Consider the following 14,946-nt stretch of genomic DNA (forward strand, 5'->3'; position numbering starts at 1 on the left):
CGGGGCTGCCAGCAAACATACCAATTTCAAAAGCGGAAAAAGTGGATCTCCGGCTCATAACGCCCTCCGCGTTGCAACGGGGCGGGAAAGAGAGCCGTCATGGTGTTTTGAGGCGCAATACGCCGGGTCAGTCGCATCATGGCATCCGTCTCCTCCGGGGCACCCCGCCCGGGTTGATGATGAACGCACATGGCAGGTCTCCTGACTCGCGGGTCGCCGCTTGCCCGTTGCCTTCCCGGTTGTCAGGTTCCCATTGATTTCGGGCCATTGATACCAGTGGCGTCAGCCGGGGTCGCTCGCCGCTCACAGTTGCGGGGGCAGTCACGGATTTGGCGCCTGATGGCTACACCGCACCGTGTTCCCTTTTCATCCCGGCCTGAACTTCAGCGCCGGAAACCATGAACTCCACGTTGATAGACCGGGGCAAAGACAGCGTCAATTGAAAGTGAGGGATCTGGATCGCGCTTCAACGCTGCCGTGGCTTTCTCCTCATTTTGAAAAATTCAGACCGAGGGTATGGCACAGTCTACCCAACTGCACAGTGTCATCCCCGCCCCCGAGCGGGGAACCAAACCCATATCGTGCCCCAAACACTGGTGTGCCATATGAAAGCCGAACGGAATGGATCCCCGATCAAGTCGGGGATGACATCGGTGGTGTGGCGGGGCTGGTGCCCAAGTCAGGCCTGACGAAGGAGGGGATCTCGCCCGGTCTCGAAGACTGCATCACGGCTCGAGCACGGTCCTCCACCAACCGCCCCCTTGCCATCGCCGTTCAAACCCCCTAGCTCAGCGCCATGACAAAGACACCGACTCCTCCCCGCGCGGACGCGCGCCCGCTCATTCTGAAAACCCACGGCCTTGAGCGTCAGGACGACTATGCCTGGCTGCGCGCCGAAAACTGGCAGGAAGTGATGCGCGAAGGCCGCGCCGCCCTCTTCGACGACATCGAAGCCTATCTCGATGCGGAAAACGCCTACCAGCAAGCAGTCATGGCGCCAACGGAAGAGCTGCAAGAAACGCTCTTTGCCGAAATGCGCGGGCGGATCAAGGAGGATGACAGCTCCGTCCCCGCTCCCGATGGGCCTTATGCGTACGGTCTGAAATTCGAGACCGGCGGCCAACAGCCCATCTTCTTCCGCACGCCGCGCGACGGGGGCGCGGAAACCATTCTGCTGCACGGCGACAAGGAAGCTGAGGGCAAGACCTATTTCAAGATTGGAAATGCCGGCCAGTCGCCCGACCACACCCTGTTGGCCTGGGCCTATGACGACAAGGGGTCGGAGTTCTACAGCCTGCGGTTGCGCGACATCGCGACCGGCACGGACCTGGACTACACAATCGAGAACACCGGCGGCGGCGGCGTGTTCTCGGCGGACAGCCGGTATCTGTTCTACATCCGGCTCGACGACAATCACCGCCCGTCCAGGCTGTTCCGCCACGAGGTCGGCACCGATCCGGCCGGAGATGTGCTGGTCTACGAGGAAAAGGACCCCGGTTTCTTCATGGGTGTTGGCAAGACCCAATCGGACGAAACCATCCTGATTGACATCCACGATCACGAGACCTCGGAGGTGTGGATGATCCCGGCGGACCGGCCGCTTTCCGATCCCGTTCTGATCGCCCCGCGCGACACCGGCGTTGAATACTCGGTCGAGGATCACGGGGACAACCTATATATTCTGACTAACCTGGGAGATGCTGAGGATTTCAAGATCGTCACCGCGCCGAAGGCCACACCCGGCCGGGAGTTCTGGAGTGACCATGTCCCGCACAAACCCGGCTGCCTGATCCTGTCGCACACGCTGTACAAGACCTTCATGGTCCGGCTGGAGCGCGAGGACGGACTGCCCCGGATCGTGATCCGCCGCCTCGCGGACAATGTGGAACACCAGGTCGCTTTCGACGAGGAGGCCTATTCGCTCGGGCTCGGCGGCGGCTATGAATTCGACACGCCGACGATCCGCTTTTCCTATTCCTCCATGACCACACCGGCGCGGACCTACGACTACAATGTCGAGACCCGTGAACGGGTGCTGCGCAAGGAACAGGAGGTGCCGTCCGGACACACCGCCTCCGACTACGTCACGAGACGCCTGCAGGCCCCCGCGCCGGATGGCGAGACGGTGCCGATCTCCCTGTTCTATCACAAGGACACGCCGCTCGACGGCTCGGCGCCCTGCCTCTTGTACGGCTACGGATCCTACGGCATCTCGATCCCGGCGAGTTTCAACACCAACGCGTTGTCGCTGGCCGACCGGGGCTTCGTTTATGCGATTGCCCATATCCGGGGCGGCAAGGACAAGGGATTCCGCTGGTACAAGGACGGGCGCCGGGAGAAGAAGACCAACACCTTCACGGATTTCATCGCGGCAGCCGATCACCTGGTGGCGCAAAACTTCACCGCCTACCAGCGGATCGTCGCCCAGGGCGGTTCGGCCGGCGGCATGCTGATGGGCGCGGTCGCCAACATGGCGCCGGAAAAATTCGCAGGGATCATCGCCGAAGTGCCGTTTGTCGACGTGCTCAACACCATGCTGGACGAAACCCTGCCACTGACCCCGCCGGAATGGCCCGAATGGGGCAACCCGATCACCGACAAGGCCGCCTTCGAAGCCATCGCCGCCTATTCTCCCTACGACAATGTGGCGGCCAAAGCCTACCCGGTGATCCTCGCCGTGGCGGGCCTGACCGACCCGCGCGTCACCTATTGGGAACCGGCCAAGTGGGTGGCGCGGCTCAGGGCCACCATGACGGGCGGCAATCTGCTGATGCTCAAGACCAACATGGATGCCGGACATGGCGGCGCGTCCGGCCGGTTCGACCGCCTGAAGGAGGTTGCGCTCAATCAGGCTTTCGCCCTGATGGTGGTCGGCAAGGCTTAGGCGGCCCGGTGGTCTCCCATCCCGGGCCGGCCCAGGATGGCAAGGCGGCGCCAGCCTTCACGCAAAACTGAACATGCAACTCCGCACGGATCGGTGCAATGGCGTATCCTTGGCTTGGCAAGGCCGAGAGGCAGTCTCGCCTGTTCCTGTGTCCGATGGAGGTTCCGATGTCTTTGCCCAGCCGGCGCGTGCGCCATCTCCTTCTATCCGCCGGTTTGGCCGTCGCAATTTCAAGCGGCGGCGCGTTCTCCAAGGAACTGCGCTGGGCCTCCCCGACCGATCCGCAGACCATGGATCCGCATGCGGTCAACTCCGCCCCAGTGCTTGGATTCTTGAACAACATTTACGAAGGTCTGGTCCGGCGCGACAAGCAAATGCAGATCGAACCCTCCCTGGCCACGGATTGGGAACCGCTCGGCGACGAGGGGTGGCGCTTCCATCTGCGCCAGGGCGTCACATTCCATGACGGGGCGCGGTTCACCGCCGAGGACGTTCTGTTTTCCTATCAACGCGCCTCTTCCGAGCAGGCCGACACCAAGTCCTGGTTCGCGCCGGTCAAGGAGGTCCGGATTGTCGATGAGTACACAATCGACTTTCTGACCCACGCCCCCGACCCGATTTTTCCCGATTCGATCGCCAACTTCCTGATCATGGACAAGGATTGGGCGCAGGCCAAACAAACCGAACGTCCCGCGCGCGATACGGAGACCTACGCGACCCTGTTCGCCAACGGCACCGGCCCGTTCCGCCTGACCGGGCGGGAGCCTGGCCTCAGCACCGTTGCCGAGCCCTTCGAGGCCTGGTGGGACACGCCGGAACACAATCTGACGAAAGCCACCTTCCTGCCCATCTCCAATCCGGCCACGGCGGTCGCCGCCCTGTTGAGTGGCGAAATCGACCTGATCGAGCCGGTGCCGGTGCAGGATGTCGAGCGGATCGCCCGGCATGCGGATCTGACGCTGCACCAGGGGATCGAGGCCCGGGTGATCATGCTCGGCTTCGGCCACAGCCACGACGTTCTGAAGTATTCCGACGACATCAGGGACGAGAACCCCTTCCAGGACCCGCGGGTCCGCAGAGCGGTTCAGCACGCGATCCAGGCCGATGTGATCGTCGACACGATCATGCGCGGCAAGGCGGAAGTGGCCTCCCAACTCGTCAGCCCGCAGATGAAGGGCTACAGTCTGGCCGCGGCCGACCGGTTTGCCTTTGACCTGGACGCAGCCAGGGCCCTGCTTGGCGAAGCCGGTTATCCGGACGGTTTTTCCTTCGGTCTCATGTGCACGAATGACCGCTACATCAACGATGAGAGCATTTGCACCGCCGTTGCGGGGATGCTCGCCAAGATCGGGATCCGGGCGAACCTGACAGCCATGCCCGTGCGCAACTACTGGCCGGAACTGCGCGCCGGTCATTTCGACATGTATCTGCTGGGCTGGTCTCCGGGAACGTTCGATGCCGAGCATCCGGTCCGCTTTCTGGTTGCCACGCCAAACGAGGAGAAGAAGCTCGGCAGCTGGAACTTCGGCGGTTACTCCAACGCCCGGATCGATGAACTTCTGCCGCAGGTTCAACGGGAAATCGATCCGGAGGCGCGCCAAGCCATGCTGGATGAAATCGCGGCGCTGGTTCGGGATGAGGTCGCCTACGTGCCTCTGCATGTTCAACCGCTTCTGTGGGCATCCAGATCGAACGTCAGTCTGACGCAACGGGCCGACAACATGATCATGCTGCGCTGGATCACGGTGGAATGACACAGGCGCAGCCTATCCCCTGCCGGATGCAGACGCGCCAGCCGGCCAGCGTACCGGGAGCGCGGCTGGTTTTGTTTTCAGGCGATCTTGGCAAGGCGTCCAAAGACTTGTACCGGTAGCCCTGCCGGGCCGCGCGCGGCGCGCCCCTCAGGACTGGGAAGGACGGAACATGTTGCGATTGGGTCGCATCCCCTCATCACTGCCGAAGCTTGCCGGGACCATGGCGCTCGCCGTTTTTCTGGCGGGATGCCAATACCAGAGTGCGGATGACCTTCTGTTCAAGCCGGTGGTGACCCCGGACAATGCCCCTGAGACCTATGGCACGCAATTCAGCTGCCGCGGATTTCAGGGGCCAGGCTACAAGGGAACGGCCGCCGGGCAATATTTTGACTTCGGTGTAACCCGGAACTTTTCCCGCGTCGGATGTTTCAAGACGCAGTCGGATTGCCAGGCCTTCTTGAACTATATGAGCGGCTTCATCGACCAGGTGGTCTATAGCCGGTGCCAGCCGGTCAGGGTCTAGCCTCCCTGACCCGGGCAAGCGCTCAGTTCGAAGGCGGCAGGGCCTTGAGATAAACGGCGATGGCTTCCCGATCCTGTGCGGGCAGCCGCGTCATGTTTTCCTGCACGGCGACCATCTCACCACCGACCGAATCGTAGTCCGGCGTGAAGCCGCTTTCCAGATAATAGGCAATGTCCGACACGCTCCATCCGCCGATACCGGCATCAGAGGGCGTGATATCGGGGATCCGGCCCTCTCCCGCCGGGTTCGGGGCACCCGCCATCCAACGGCCGGTCTCAAGCCCCCCCAGGGGCCCGCGCGGCGTATGGCATTCGGCGCAGTGCCCAGGCCCCTCGACCAGATAGCGGCCGCGCTCCCAGAGTGCCGGATCGGCATCGCCGGCCTCAGGTTGCGAGATCGCGAAGTCCGGCCGGAGATAAAGACGCTTCCACAATCCGACCGTCCGGCGGATGTTGAATGGAAACCCGAGCTCGTGATTGCCCGGAACCGTCTCGACAGCCGGCAGGGTTGTCATGAAAGCGAACAGGTCCGCCACATCCTGCAGCGTCATGTGCGTGTAGGAGGTGTAGGGAAAGGCCGGGTAGTAGTTCGCGCCGTCAGGCGCGGTTCCCTTGACCATCGCATTGACGAACTCAGGCAGCGACCAGGCGCCGATCCCCGCACTTTCGCTCATGGAAATGTTCGGCGCGACGAAGGTCCCGAAAGGACTTTCCAGGCGGACGCCTCCGGCCAGAACAAGCTTGTCTTCGCCTTTCGCCTCTGGGGCGGCATGGCACGATGCACAACCGCCGGCCCAAAACAGCCGTTCCCCGTTGACCGCATCGCCTGGCGTCAGGGCGGCCAGCGCTTCGGTGCTGACGACCTGCGGCGCCGAAAGGACCCAGGCGCCCCCGAAACCGGCGGCCCCCAATATGGCGAATGCGACAATGAGTTTCTTCACTGTGCGGGATCCCCTGACCTGCGCGCATTGTCCTTGCGCATCACATTGTCCTTGCGCATCAAATTGTCCTTGCGCATCACATTCGCGCGCGGCGGGCGGTCATTTCCGCCCGCCTGTTGTCCCATTGCGGCCCGCGGCCGCCCACCAGGCGGGCAGCCCGGTCCGGACGCGGCCGCACGCAACCTAACGTGAAGGCAATCGGGTTTACCGCTTCACGCGGAACCCTTCGTGGCACGATTTGCAGGTCTGCAAAACCGGACCGAAGGCCGCCTTGAACGCGTCGAGATCGGCGGGTCCGTCCTTGCCGGATGCCTGCATCGCCCCGCCCGTGGCCGACGCGAATTTCGCGAGTTCCTGAGCGAACCCGGCACGATCCTCCCAGATCGCCGCCGCGGCCGTGGTGTCGCCGCCGCTTTCCGATCCTTCGGGAAAAAAGTCACCATAGGACAAGGCCGCCGCATTCATGCTGGCAATCGCCGCCTTTCCGGCGGCCGGGGTATAGGCGATCTCGCCCTTCATCATGCCGCCACCAAGCCCGGCGGCCGCGCCAACCGACTGCATCACGGCCTTCCGCACGGCAATCGGATCTCCAGCCGCCTGGACCGATACCACCGGCCCTCCCAAGACCACCGCGCCCGCGACCAGACCCAACATCACTTTCCGCATTGCCTCTTCCTCTCATGCTCCAGGGCCGGCGGCCCAAAGTCTCCCAACGCAACTGTAGGCTCGCGCTTGTGAAGGTGGCAAGACACTGAAAGGTGAACGGAACCAACGAAAAAACCCCGGCCAAGGGGGCCGGGGCTTCTGACGATTGAAAGGCCGAAAGGATCAGGACGCGGCTTCGTACAGCTCGAGGACGTAGTCCCAGTTGACAAGGCTGTCGACGAAGGCTTCCAGATATTTCGGGCGCGCGTTGCGGTAGTCGATGTAGTAGGAGTGCTCCCACACGTCGACGCCGAGCAGCGGTGCCGCGCCATGAACGAGCGGATTTTCGCCGTTCGGGGTCTTCATGATTTCCAGTTTGCCGTCCTTGAGCGCAAGCCACGCCCAGCCGGAACCGAACTGGCCGACGCCGGCCGCGATGAAGTCGGCGCGGAACTTGTCATAACCGCCCAGATCGCTGTCGATCTTGGAGGCCAGCGCAGCGGGAAGCGCGGTGCCACCGCCATTCGGTTTCATCCATTTCCAGAAATGAATGTGATTGAAATGCTGGCCAGCATTGTTGAAAAGCGGCGCGTTCTTGCCGTAACTTTCCTTCACAACTTCCTCGAGCGATTTGCCCTCAAGGCCACTCCCGGCAAGCAGCTCATTGCCCTTGGAGACATACGCCAGATGATGCTTGTCGTGGTGGAATTCCAGTGTTTCGGCCGACATATACGGGCCGAGCGCATCGTAAGCGTAAGGAAGATCCGGCAATTCAAAAGACATGGCAAAACTCCTTTGGGTCAAGTGACCGGCGGGAGGCGCATAGGTGAACTTCCATACCCCCCGCTCCGTGCCGCAACATAGGAGCCGAAGTCTTTTGCGGCAATGACCCGCAGCTTAAATAAAGAATATTTTTCTTGCTTATTCCGAGCGGGATTTGGGTCCACTGCTTCCCGGTGTCAGGCCTTTGGCTGGAAAGCGTTGCGGATGAGCTGGGAATCGAAGTTTTCCGGCGTGACGCCTTCAACCGCGTAAATGTAGAGCGCTGCCCGAAGGATCGCACTCAGCGTTGAGATGACCAGCACGCAGATCATAACCCAGATCACCGCCAGCCCGATCATCGCATAGCCGGAAACCGGATCGCGATCGGCCAACTGGATTCCCAGGAAGATCAGGAGGATCGCCGGTAGGATGCTGATGACATGCAGCGCGCCCAGTCCGATGTGCCCCACCAGGGCCTCGCCCCAGGTCTTGCGAACGGCGGACACGGACCGCTTGACGGCCTGAACCGGACCGACGCCGTCCACCACGAGGATCGGGACCGCGAAGTATGTGGCCACGGCCCAGCCCGCGCCGAGCAAACCGACAAAGAACCGGCCAAGCCCTTTCAGCCGGTTCTCCAATTGCTCCAGCAAAAAGCCCACACTGGCGGTCACCAGCGACCAGAGCAGGATTTGGGGCAGATGCCGGGTGGCGAGCCGGAAGCCGTCGCCGACGGTCGGGTTCCCGCCGGCAAAGCGGATCAACGCACAGCCGATCAAGGCGGCGTTGAAGTAGATCATGATGAAGTAGTTGACGAAATAAAAGGCGAACAGGCCCGCCAGAACGCGTGGATCGTTCTGTAATTGTGGATTGTTTTCCAAGGCCTGTACGAAGTTCTGGAGTTCTCCGCTCATGTAAAAGGGATATCCGACGCCGGCAATCACCGCGACCAGCGCCAGCGTGCTCATGACCGGAAAGAGCAAAAGCTCCTTGTCAAGCATCAGAACCTTCCAACACGCCCCTGCAAGAGTGAACGCCCGAAACACCTTGTCCATCATCGCGCTGCCTCCCTGAGGACCAAATCCGCGAGCAACGCTACGTCAGGAACCTTGCCATTCCCTGAAGCTTTCCCGCGCCCCTGTCCCGCATGGCGTCACAAATCGTGTCGAAGCCCGTCCATCCACAGGCAATGGTGGCGGTTTTACCGCTTCTCAAGACCTTCGATTGAAGGCTCACCGCCCGACGGTCAGCGTGGGTTCGTCAAAGGCAAGTGAGTCGAAACCATGAAACATGCGTCCACCCGCGTGGCGCTGGTGATATGCGCCGCAGTTTTTAGCCTGTCAGGGCCAACCGCCCCCGGGGCTAGCACGGCCGTGCAAGTCGTCGACGGCGACGCGCTCGTCGTGGCGGGCGAACGGCTGCGCCTGAACGGCATTGATGCGCCCGAACTGGGCCAGACCTGCCACGACGGCTCGGGACGGAAGGTGAAATGCGGACACCGGGCCAAAGCGCATCTGGAACGCCTGATTGCCGCCGGATCTTTAACCTGCTCCGGCGACACGATGGATGCATATGACCGGCGCATCGCGACATGTTTCGTGAACGGGCAGGACATCAACGCCCGGATGGTGCAGGACGGGCAAGCCCTCGCCTTCCGCAAGTATTCCAACCGGTATGTGCGCGAGGAAACGGCCGCACGCCAGACCGGCGCGGGTCTGTGGAACGGAGCATTCGACCCGCCCTGGGACTACCGGGCCGCCCGCTGGCGGATCGCGCAAGCGGATCAAGCCGCGCCAAACGGCTGCCCGATCAAGGGGAACATCTCGTCCAATGGGCGGATCTATCACCCGCCCTGGTCGACCTCCTATGCACGGACCCGCATCGATCCGTCCCGCGGCGAACGTTGGTTCTGCTCGGAAGCCGAAGCGCTTGCCGCCGGCTGGCGTCCGCCGCATGGCTCGTGAAACAAGATCCGGCAAGGCGGCCGGGGCTCATCGCCATGCCGCACAAGACCCGGAAACGCGCAAGCGGCCCGCTACGAGGCGGCCCGCTTTCCCGGGTATGACCGGGCCTGGATAACAGCGCCGGGATAACTGGACCGGGCCGCTTGCCGAAACCCGCTGCCGAACGCTAGGGTCTTCGCGCCCGCCTTCTCTGTCCGGACCAATCCCGTGCCGACTTCCCCGATCCCGCAGCGCCCGGAATGGCTTGCCCTAGGCGGGCTTCTTGCCCTGGCGGCCGCAATGGGGATCGGCCGCTTTGTATACACGCCAATCCTGCCGTTCATGGCGGACAGCGTGCCGCTTGGCACCGGCGAGGCCGGTCTGATCGCCTCGGCGAATTTCGCCGGTTATCTCGCGGGGGCGCTTGCGGCCAGTATTCCCGCTTTGTCCGGCAATCCGAGGGTCTGGTTTCTTGCGGCCCTCCTCGCCAGCGCCGTTACCACCGCAGCCATGGGCGCCAGCGGCAGCTTCGGCGCATTCCTCGCGCTCCGGTTTGCAGGGGGGCTGGCCAGCGCCTTCGTGCTGGTCTTCGCCTCCACGCTCGTCCTGGACCGGCTCAGACAGGCCGGGCGGCCCGATCTCTTCGCCCTGCATTTCGCCGGGGTTGGAGCGGGGATCGCGTTGTCGGCCCTGATGATTTCCGCAATGGCACGATCGGAAGCGGAGTGGCAGACCCTGTGGTTCGTGTCGGGCGCGGCAACGCTCGGGTTTTGCGGTCTTGCGGCGATCTTGACGGCTGGCGGCCCCTCCGGCCCCACCCCTTCCGGTGCGGTCTCCAGCGCACCCAGCCGTCCGCTGAGGACCCGGTTCGATGCGGCACTCGTCCGGCTGATCATCGCCTACGGGTTGTTCGGGTTCGGCTATGTCATAACCGCCACTTTCGTGTCCGCGATGGCCCGCACAAACCCATCGCTGCAGTCCGCCGAACCCTATGTTTGGCTGATCGTGGGGCTGAGCGCAGCACCCTCCATATGGGTCTGGAACCGGGTCGCGACCCGCGCCGGCCGCAAAGCCGCGCTGGTCGCGGCCTGCCTGGCGGAGGCCGCCGGCGTTGCCCTGACCGCCATTGGCAGCACGCCGGCCGTCTTCAGTTTTGGCGCGGGGCTGGTCGGCGGCACGTTCATGGGCATCACCGCGCTAGGTCTCGTGGAGGCGCGCGCAAGGGTCGAAACACGTGGCGGCAACACCCGGCAGATCCTCGCGCTGATGACCGCAAGCTTCGGTCTGGGGCAGATGGCCGGGCCGACCGCCGCGGGGATCATGCACAGTGTGGCCGGATCCTTCGCGGCCCCCAGCCTTGCGGCGGCTGCCGCGCTTTTGATTGCCGCGATTCTGTTTTCCAGATGACCGGCCCGCGGTCAGGCGTGGGCGAAATCCCAGTATAGCTCGCGGGCCTTGGCGCCGATCGGACCGGGTTGCAGGTCACGGGTCTCAATGCGCTTGACCGGCGACACCTTGTTGTAGTTGCCGGTCGAGAAAATCTCGTCCGCCTCGAGAAAGGCATCATATCCGAGCGTGCGCTCATGCACCTTGTAGCCCGCGTCGCGCAAAAGCTTGATCACGCGCTGGCGGGTGATGCCGTTCAAGAACGTGCCATTGGCGGCCGGCGTGTGAATCTCACCCTCCTTGGCCATAAAAATGTTGGCCGAGGTCAGTTCGGCGACATTGCCCAGCATGTCGAGCACCACCGCGTTGTCGAAGCCACGCGCCTTGGCTTCCATCATTGCCCGGGCGTTGTTGGGATAAAGGCATCCGGCCTTGGCGTTGACCGGCATGGTTTCCATGGTCGGACGGCGGAACGGTGACAAGGTGATGGCCGCCGCCGTGCCCTTCGGTGCCATCGGCGCATCGAACAGGCACATGCAGAAGCGCGTGCTGTCCGGATCGGCGGCGATCACGCCGGGTCCGTCACTTTCAGCCCAGTACATGGGCTTGATGTAGATCTGTTTGTCCGAGGAGAACTTGGCGATCCCGTCCTGGCAGAGTTCCAACATCTCGCCCACGGCCATGGTCGGCTTCATGCCCAGCGCGAGAGCCGAATCGTTCACCCGCTGGCAGTGAAGATCGAGATCCGGCATGACGCCTTCGAAAAACCGGGCGCCATCGAACACGCTGGAGCCAAGCCAGGCTGCATGGGTGCGCGGCCCCATGATCGGCGGATTGCCCTCATGCCATGCTCCATCGAACCAGGTCCAAGTCTCACTCCAGCCGCTCATGTTCGCTCCATCCCCATGTCATTCATGGCTCATGTTTTTGCTTGCACGGGACAAAACGCCGTTTCGCGGCAGAGGTCAATAGCTTGCCCGAGAGCATCGGAAATGCGGATATTCCCTTCGTTTTTCACCGCCAAATCAGCTATTTTGTTTCTTTCTTCTTCGTAATCTGGAACCCTTTGCCCCCACACTGAAAACCTTATGAGCGAGATAACGAAACTTTGTCGCGTCCACGGCGCGCCGCATGGCAAGATGCTCGATCGGACGGCGCGCGCACCCGCTGGTCCGGACGGATAGGCTCTGCCGGATCGCGATTTTCCCGGACCGGTATCCCCGTCCCCCATGGTCCAAATGGGGTGTCCGGCGCGCCATTTGACAGACAACCGGCGAATCCAATACGCCTTGCCCGGTGATTATTGATGTTGACTTTATTGAGGAAAATTGGCGCGAAATGGACCAGCGGATCAGCATGATTACCCTTGCGGTCGACGACGTTTCGCGCACGCGCCGCTTTTTTTCTGAAGGTCTGGGCTGGACGCCAATTGACGAGCCCGGCGGCAGCATCGTTTTCTTTCAGATTGGCGGCAGCATCCTGGCGATCTATGGACGCGAAGCACTCCAGCATGATTTGGGCAGACCGGTGTCCAACGAGACCTCCGGCGCAGTCACATTGGCATGGAATGGACGCAGCGAGGCAGAGGTCGACGCCGCCTATGCAAAGGCGCTTTCGGCGGGTGCAGAAACGGTGACGGCTCCAACAGCCGTCTTTTGGGGTGGCTACTCGGGCACGGTCGAGATCCCTGGCGGGCACCTTCTGGAGATTGCCTACAATCCGTTCTGGCCGATCGCGGGCGACGGATCTGTGACCATTCCGCAATAGGCCCGGCGGCGCGGACCTAGAGTCCGCCAGGTCAGACCAATGGCGCCTTGACGCGCCGCACCCAACCCGATTTGCTTCGCCCACCTTTCGGACAAACTCGGAGCTTGTGATGTCCCGCGCAGCCTATGTCTTTGATGCTTATGGCACTTTGTTCGATGTGCACGCTGCCGTCCGGCGCCATGCGGAAAAGCTCGGTCCCGATTCGCAGCGTTTGTCCGCGCTTTGGCGGGAAAAGCAGCTGGAATACTCCTGGGTGCGGGCGCTGATGGGCCAGTACAAGGACTTCTGGGTCCTGACCCAGGAGGCGCTGGACACGGCATTCGCCTTGGTGCCCAGCGCCGACAAGAGCCTGAAGGATGATTTGCTGAACGCCTATTGGACCCTGGACTGTTATCCGGAAGTGCCGGAGGTGCTCACGCAGTTGAAGACCACCGGCGCGAAAATGGCCATCCTGTCCAACGGATCACCCGAAATGCTGGACGCCGCGGTCAAGGCCGCCGGATTGGCGGATCTGCTAGACGACGTTTTCTCCGTTGATGAACTGAAGACCTACAAGACCGATCCGCGGGTCTACGAACTGGCGACGTTTGCCTACAGGGTTTACCCGGACGCCGTCTCCTTTCAGTCCTCCAACAGGTGGGACATTGCCGGCGCGACCGCCTTCGGCTTTCGAACCGTCTGGATGAACCGCACCGGCATGCCCGACGAATACCTGGACCTTGCCCCGGCCGCCGTGCTTTCCGACCTCACGGGCTTGCCGGGACTGGGATGACAAGCGGGATCAGAAAGCCCTCGATATTCCAAGCATCAGGCGGTGATTTCCTGCCGATCGCTTGATTGTGGTGCCGTTGAAGTTTTCCTTGTCCTCCCCCAGCACGCCGGTAAGCGCGTAATCCGCCCGCACCCGCCATTTATCATGGGCCGCGACTTCCAGTCCCGCTCCGAGCATCGGACCGAACTGCACCTCCGATTTTTTTCTGCCGTTCGCTTCGAAAGTGTATTCCGTGGCCGCCAGACCCGCTGACAGGTATGGCATGAAGTTGCCGATCGGGACCCCGGCCCGGCCCCTCAAGCTTGCTGTCCACTGACTGCCGCCCTTGATCGCCCCCACTCCCGAAAGCGTGCCTTTGCCCTGACCGCCGAGATAGGCGCCGCCTGCTTCAACGCCAAGGACAAAGCGGGAGACTTCCCAATTGTAGCCGGCGAAAGCCCCGAAGGCGGCATCGGTCCGGTCGAAGTCGGTTTTGGCACTGCCGGCCTCAGCTTCGGTGCCGCTTTGCGACAATCCAGCTTCGAAACCGGCATAGGATCCGGCCCATATGGATCCCGGCTGAAACCCCTCTGGACCCTGTGCCGACGAAAACTCTCCGAGATCGGCCGCACGGGCCGATCCGACCAAAGCGGTGAGAACCGCGCACAACATCAAAGGTTTCACCATCCACGTCAACACGGGCCGGTGATCTGCGGATACCGGTGGGCCTTTTCGGAATGCGCCGGTGGGACGGGTCGGTCCCGCCAGGACGTAGGCGCTCGGGATAGTTTGCATGTTCTGTCTTGCTCCAAAAATGACGGACAACCGCCTCGCTTCTAAATATTATTGCGAGACAATAATTTTTAAATCTTAAAATTATAATTTTTTGTCAATGAAAATATTTTCTTCTTGCCATCTCGACAAATTGTCCATAAACAGCACGGCAATCGGACCTCTTCTCAAAAGGGGCCATTGACGACAAAGGAGGCGAGCATGGCTCTTTCCGGTAGCCCGGTCAGCACTGAGAACGACCGCAAGAAGCGTGACACGCGAATCCGCCGTCTATCGGCTTTCATGAAATGGTTCGTCACTGCCACCCTGGCTCTGGTGATCCTTGCCTGGGGTCTCTTGATCGTGGCCCTGGTCGTGCCCGAACTGATCGCCGACAACACGGACATGCTTGAGTGGGGGGAAATCGAACGCCCGCTTCTGGAGGTCCCTCAAACACAGAGATTGGGTTTTGTGGTTCTGATCACAGTGATCTTCTCGCTGATCGGCGCGACCTGCTGGAACATGCGCCAGCTCTTCGAGCGTTTCCGCAAGGGCGAGTATTTCGCGACACAAACCTTGACGCGGATCGTCTCGATCGGCACTTGGCTGCTTAGTCTTGCCGTTTTCACGGTTCTAAGCGGCCCCGTAGGGTCCGTTCTCCTGACCATCGACTATCCACCCGGCGAGCGCGTCTTGCATGTGGAACTCGACGGCGGAGAACTGCTGCTGTTGACGTTCGGTGGCCTGATGCTGGTTTTCGGCTGGATCATGCGCGAAGCCGCGCTGATCGCGGACGAAAACCGGCAGTTCGTCTAAGGAG

General features: G+C 62.0%; 14 protein-coding genes and 1 riboswitch. Of the genes, 8 read left to right on the forward strand and 6 right to left on the reverse strand.

Going from position 1 to position 14,946, the window contains the following annotated elements:
• Positions 1-174: 174 nt before the first annotated feature.
• Positions 175-416: riboswitch (cobalamin riboswitch) on the reverse strand.
• Positions 417-796: 380 nt separating this feature from the next.
• The 3 genes from F0184_RS10780 (at position 797) to F0184_RS10790 (ending at position 5,161) form a co-directional block, all read left to right on the forward strand.
• Entirely contained in the window at positions 797-2,884 is a 2,088-nt protein-coding gene (locus F0184_RS10780) for a S9 family peptidase (protein WP_150496199.1), read from the forward strand.
• Between the two features lie 167 nt (positions 2,885-3,051).
• Positions 3,052-4,638, forward strand: coding sequence for an ABC transporter substrate-binding protein (locus tag F0184_RS10785; protein WP_150496200.1), 1,587 nt, complete (start codon positions 3,052-3,054; stop codon positions 4,636-4,638).
• A gap of 169 nt (positions 4,639-4,807) precedes the next feature.
• Positions 4,808-5,161 (forward strand): hypothetical protein, encoded by a 354-nt coding sequence (locus tag F0184_RS10790; protein ID WP_150496201.1) that lies wholly within the window; start codon positions 4,808-4,810, stop codon positions 5,159-5,161.
• Positions 5,162-5,183: 22 nt separating this feature from the next.
• Here F0184_RS10790 and F0184_RS10795 read toward each other — a convergent pair whose 3' ends face one another.
• From F0184_RS10795 to F0184_RS10810, 4 genes are all read right to left on the reverse strand, one after another.
• A complete protein-coding gene (locus F0184_RS10795; RefSeq protein ID WP_150496202.1) occupies positions 5,184-6,101 on the reverse strand; it encodes a c-type cytochrome in 918 nt (305 codons plus the stop codon).
• A 204-nt stretch (positions 6,102-6,305) separates the two neighbouring features.
• Positions 6,306-6,767 carry a c-type cytochrome gene (locus F0184_RS10800; RefSeq protein WP_150496203.1) on the reverse strand — a complete coding sequence of 154 codons (462 nt, stop codon included), beginning with the start codon at positions 6,765-6,767 and terminating at the stop codon, positions 6,306-6,308.
• 162 nt (positions 6,768-6,929) lie between these two features.
• On the reverse strand, positions 6,930-7,529 hold the full coding sequence (locus tag F0184_RS10805; protein WP_150496204.1) for a superoxide dismutase: 600 nt from the start codon (positions 7,527-7,529) through the stop codon (positions 6,930-6,932).
• A 176-nt stretch (positions 7,530-7,705) separates the two neighbouring features.
• Complete coding sequence (locus F0184_RS10810) at positions 7,706-8,509, reverse strand: DUF6159 family protein (RefSeq protein WP_208998429.1); 804 nt, start codon at positions 8,507-8,509, stop codon at positions 7,706-7,708.
• Positions 8,510-8,881: 372 nt separating this feature from the next.
• On the opposite strand from F0184_RS10810, the gene F0184_RS10815 reads away from it, so the two are divergent.
• On the forward strand, positions 8,882-9,472 hold the full coding sequence (locus tag F0184_RS10815) for a thermonuclease family protein (protein WP_244299123.1): 591 nt from the start codon (positions 8,882-8,884) through the stop codon (positions 9,470-9,472).
• 207 nt (positions 9,473-9,679) lie between these two features.
• Positions 9,680-10,858, forward strand: a complete 1,179-nt coding sequence (locus F0184_RS10820; RefSeq protein ID WP_208998430.1) for a YbfB/YjiJ family MFS transporter — start codon at positions 9,680-9,682, stop codon at positions 10,856-10,858.
• Positions 10,859-10,869: 11 nt separating this feature from the next.
• Here the strand turns inward: F0184_RS10820 and F0184_RS10825 are convergent, their stop codons facing one another.
• Positions 10,870-11,727 carry a branched-chain amino acid aminotransferase gene (locus F0184_RS10825; RefSeq protein WP_150496207.1) on the reverse strand — a complete coding sequence of 286 codons (858 nt, stop codon included), beginning with the start codon at positions 11,725-11,727 and terminating at the stop codon, positions 10,870-10,872.
• A 448-nt stretch (positions 11,728-12,175) separates the two neighbouring features.
• Between F0184_RS10825 and F0184_RS10830 the strand changes: the two genes are divergently transcribed.
• Positions 12,176-12,604, forward strand: a complete 429-nt coding sequence (locus F0184_RS10830) for a VOC family protein (protein WP_150496208.1) — start codon at positions 12,176-12,178, stop codon at positions 12,602-12,604.
• A 109-nt stretch (positions 12,605-12,713) separates the two neighbouring features.
• Positions 12,714-13,376, forward strand: a complete 663-nt coding sequence (locus F0184_RS10835; RefSeq protein WP_150496209.1) for a haloacid dehalogenase type II — start codon at positions 12,714-12,716, stop codon at positions 13,374-13,376.
• 9 nt (positions 13,377-13,385) lie between these two features.
• Here F0184_RS10835 and F0184_RS10840 read toward each other — a convergent pair whose 3' ends face one another.
• Positions 13,386-14,150 carry an outer membrane protein gene (locus tag F0184_RS10840; protein WP_172972073.1) on the reverse strand — a complete coding sequence of 255 codons (765 nt, stop codon included), beginning with the start codon at positions 14,148-14,150 and terminating at the stop codon, positions 13,386-13,388.
• A gap of 198 nt (positions 14,151-14,348) precedes the next feature.
• Between F0184_RS10840 and F0184_RS10845 the strand changes: the two genes are divergently transcribed.
• A complete protein-coding gene (locus F0184_RS10845; RefSeq protein WP_150496210.1) occupies positions 14,349-14,942 on the forward strand; it encodes a DUF2975 domain-containing protein in 594 nt (197 codons plus the stop codon).
• The last annotated feature ends 4 nt before the right edge of the window (positions 14,943-14,946 follow it).

The organism is Roseibium aquae (assembly GCF_008711285.1).
Classification (GTDB): Bacteria; Pseudomonadota; Alphaproteobacteria; order Rhizobiales; family Stappiaceae; genus Roseibium; species Roseibium aquae.

What these genes read in the sequence shown, in the direction of transcription:
- F0184_RS10780 (WP_150496199.1), top strand. Translation starts at nt 797, where the DNA reads ATGACAAAGACACCGACTCCTCCCCGCGCGGACGCGCGCCCGCTCATT.
- F0184_RS10785 (WP_150496200.1), top strand. Translation starts at nt 3,052, where the DNA reads ATGTCTTTGCCCAGCCGGCGCGTGCGCCATCTCCTTCTATCCGCCGGT.
- F0184_RS10790 (WP_150496201.1), top strand. Translation starts at nt 4,808, where the DNA reads ATGTTGCGATTGGGTCGCATCCCCTCATCACTGCCGAAGCTTGCCGGG.
- F0184_RS10800 (WP_150496203.1), bottom strand. Translation starts at nt 6,767, where the DNA reads ATGCGGAAAGTGATGTTGGGTCTGGTCGCGGGCGCGGTGGTCTTGGGA.
- F0184_RS10805 (WP_150496204.1), bottom strand. Translation starts at nt 7,529, where the DNA reads ATGTCTTTTGAATTGCCGGATCTTCCTTACGCTTACGATGCGCTCGGC.
- F0184_RS10810 (WP_208998429.1), bottom strand. Translation starts at nt 8,509, where the DNA reads ATGCTTGACAAGGAGCTTTTGCTCTTTCCGGTCATGAGCACGCTGGCG.
- F0184_RS10825 (WP_150496207.1), bottom strand. Translation starts at nt 11,727, where the DNA reads ATGAGCGGCTGGAGTGAGACTTGGACCTGGTTCGATGGAGCATGGCAT.
- F0184_RS10830 (WP_150496208.1), top strand. Translation starts at nt 12,176, where the DNA reads ATGGACCAGCGGATCAGCATGATTACCCTTGCGGTCGACGACGTTTCG.
- F0184_RS10835 (WP_150496209.1), top strand. Translation starts at nt 12,714, where the DNA reads ATGTCCCGCGCAGCCTATGTCTTTGATGCTTATGGCACTTTGTTCGAT.
- F0184_RS10840 (WP_172972073.1), bottom strand. Translation starts at nt 14,150, where the DNA reads ATGCAAACTATCCCGAGCGCCTACGTCCTGGCGGGACCGACCCGTCCC.
- F0184_RS10845 (WP_150496210.1), top strand. Translation starts at nt 14,349, where the DNA reads ATGGCTCTTTCCGGTAGCCCGGTCAGCACTGAGAACGACCGCAAGAAG.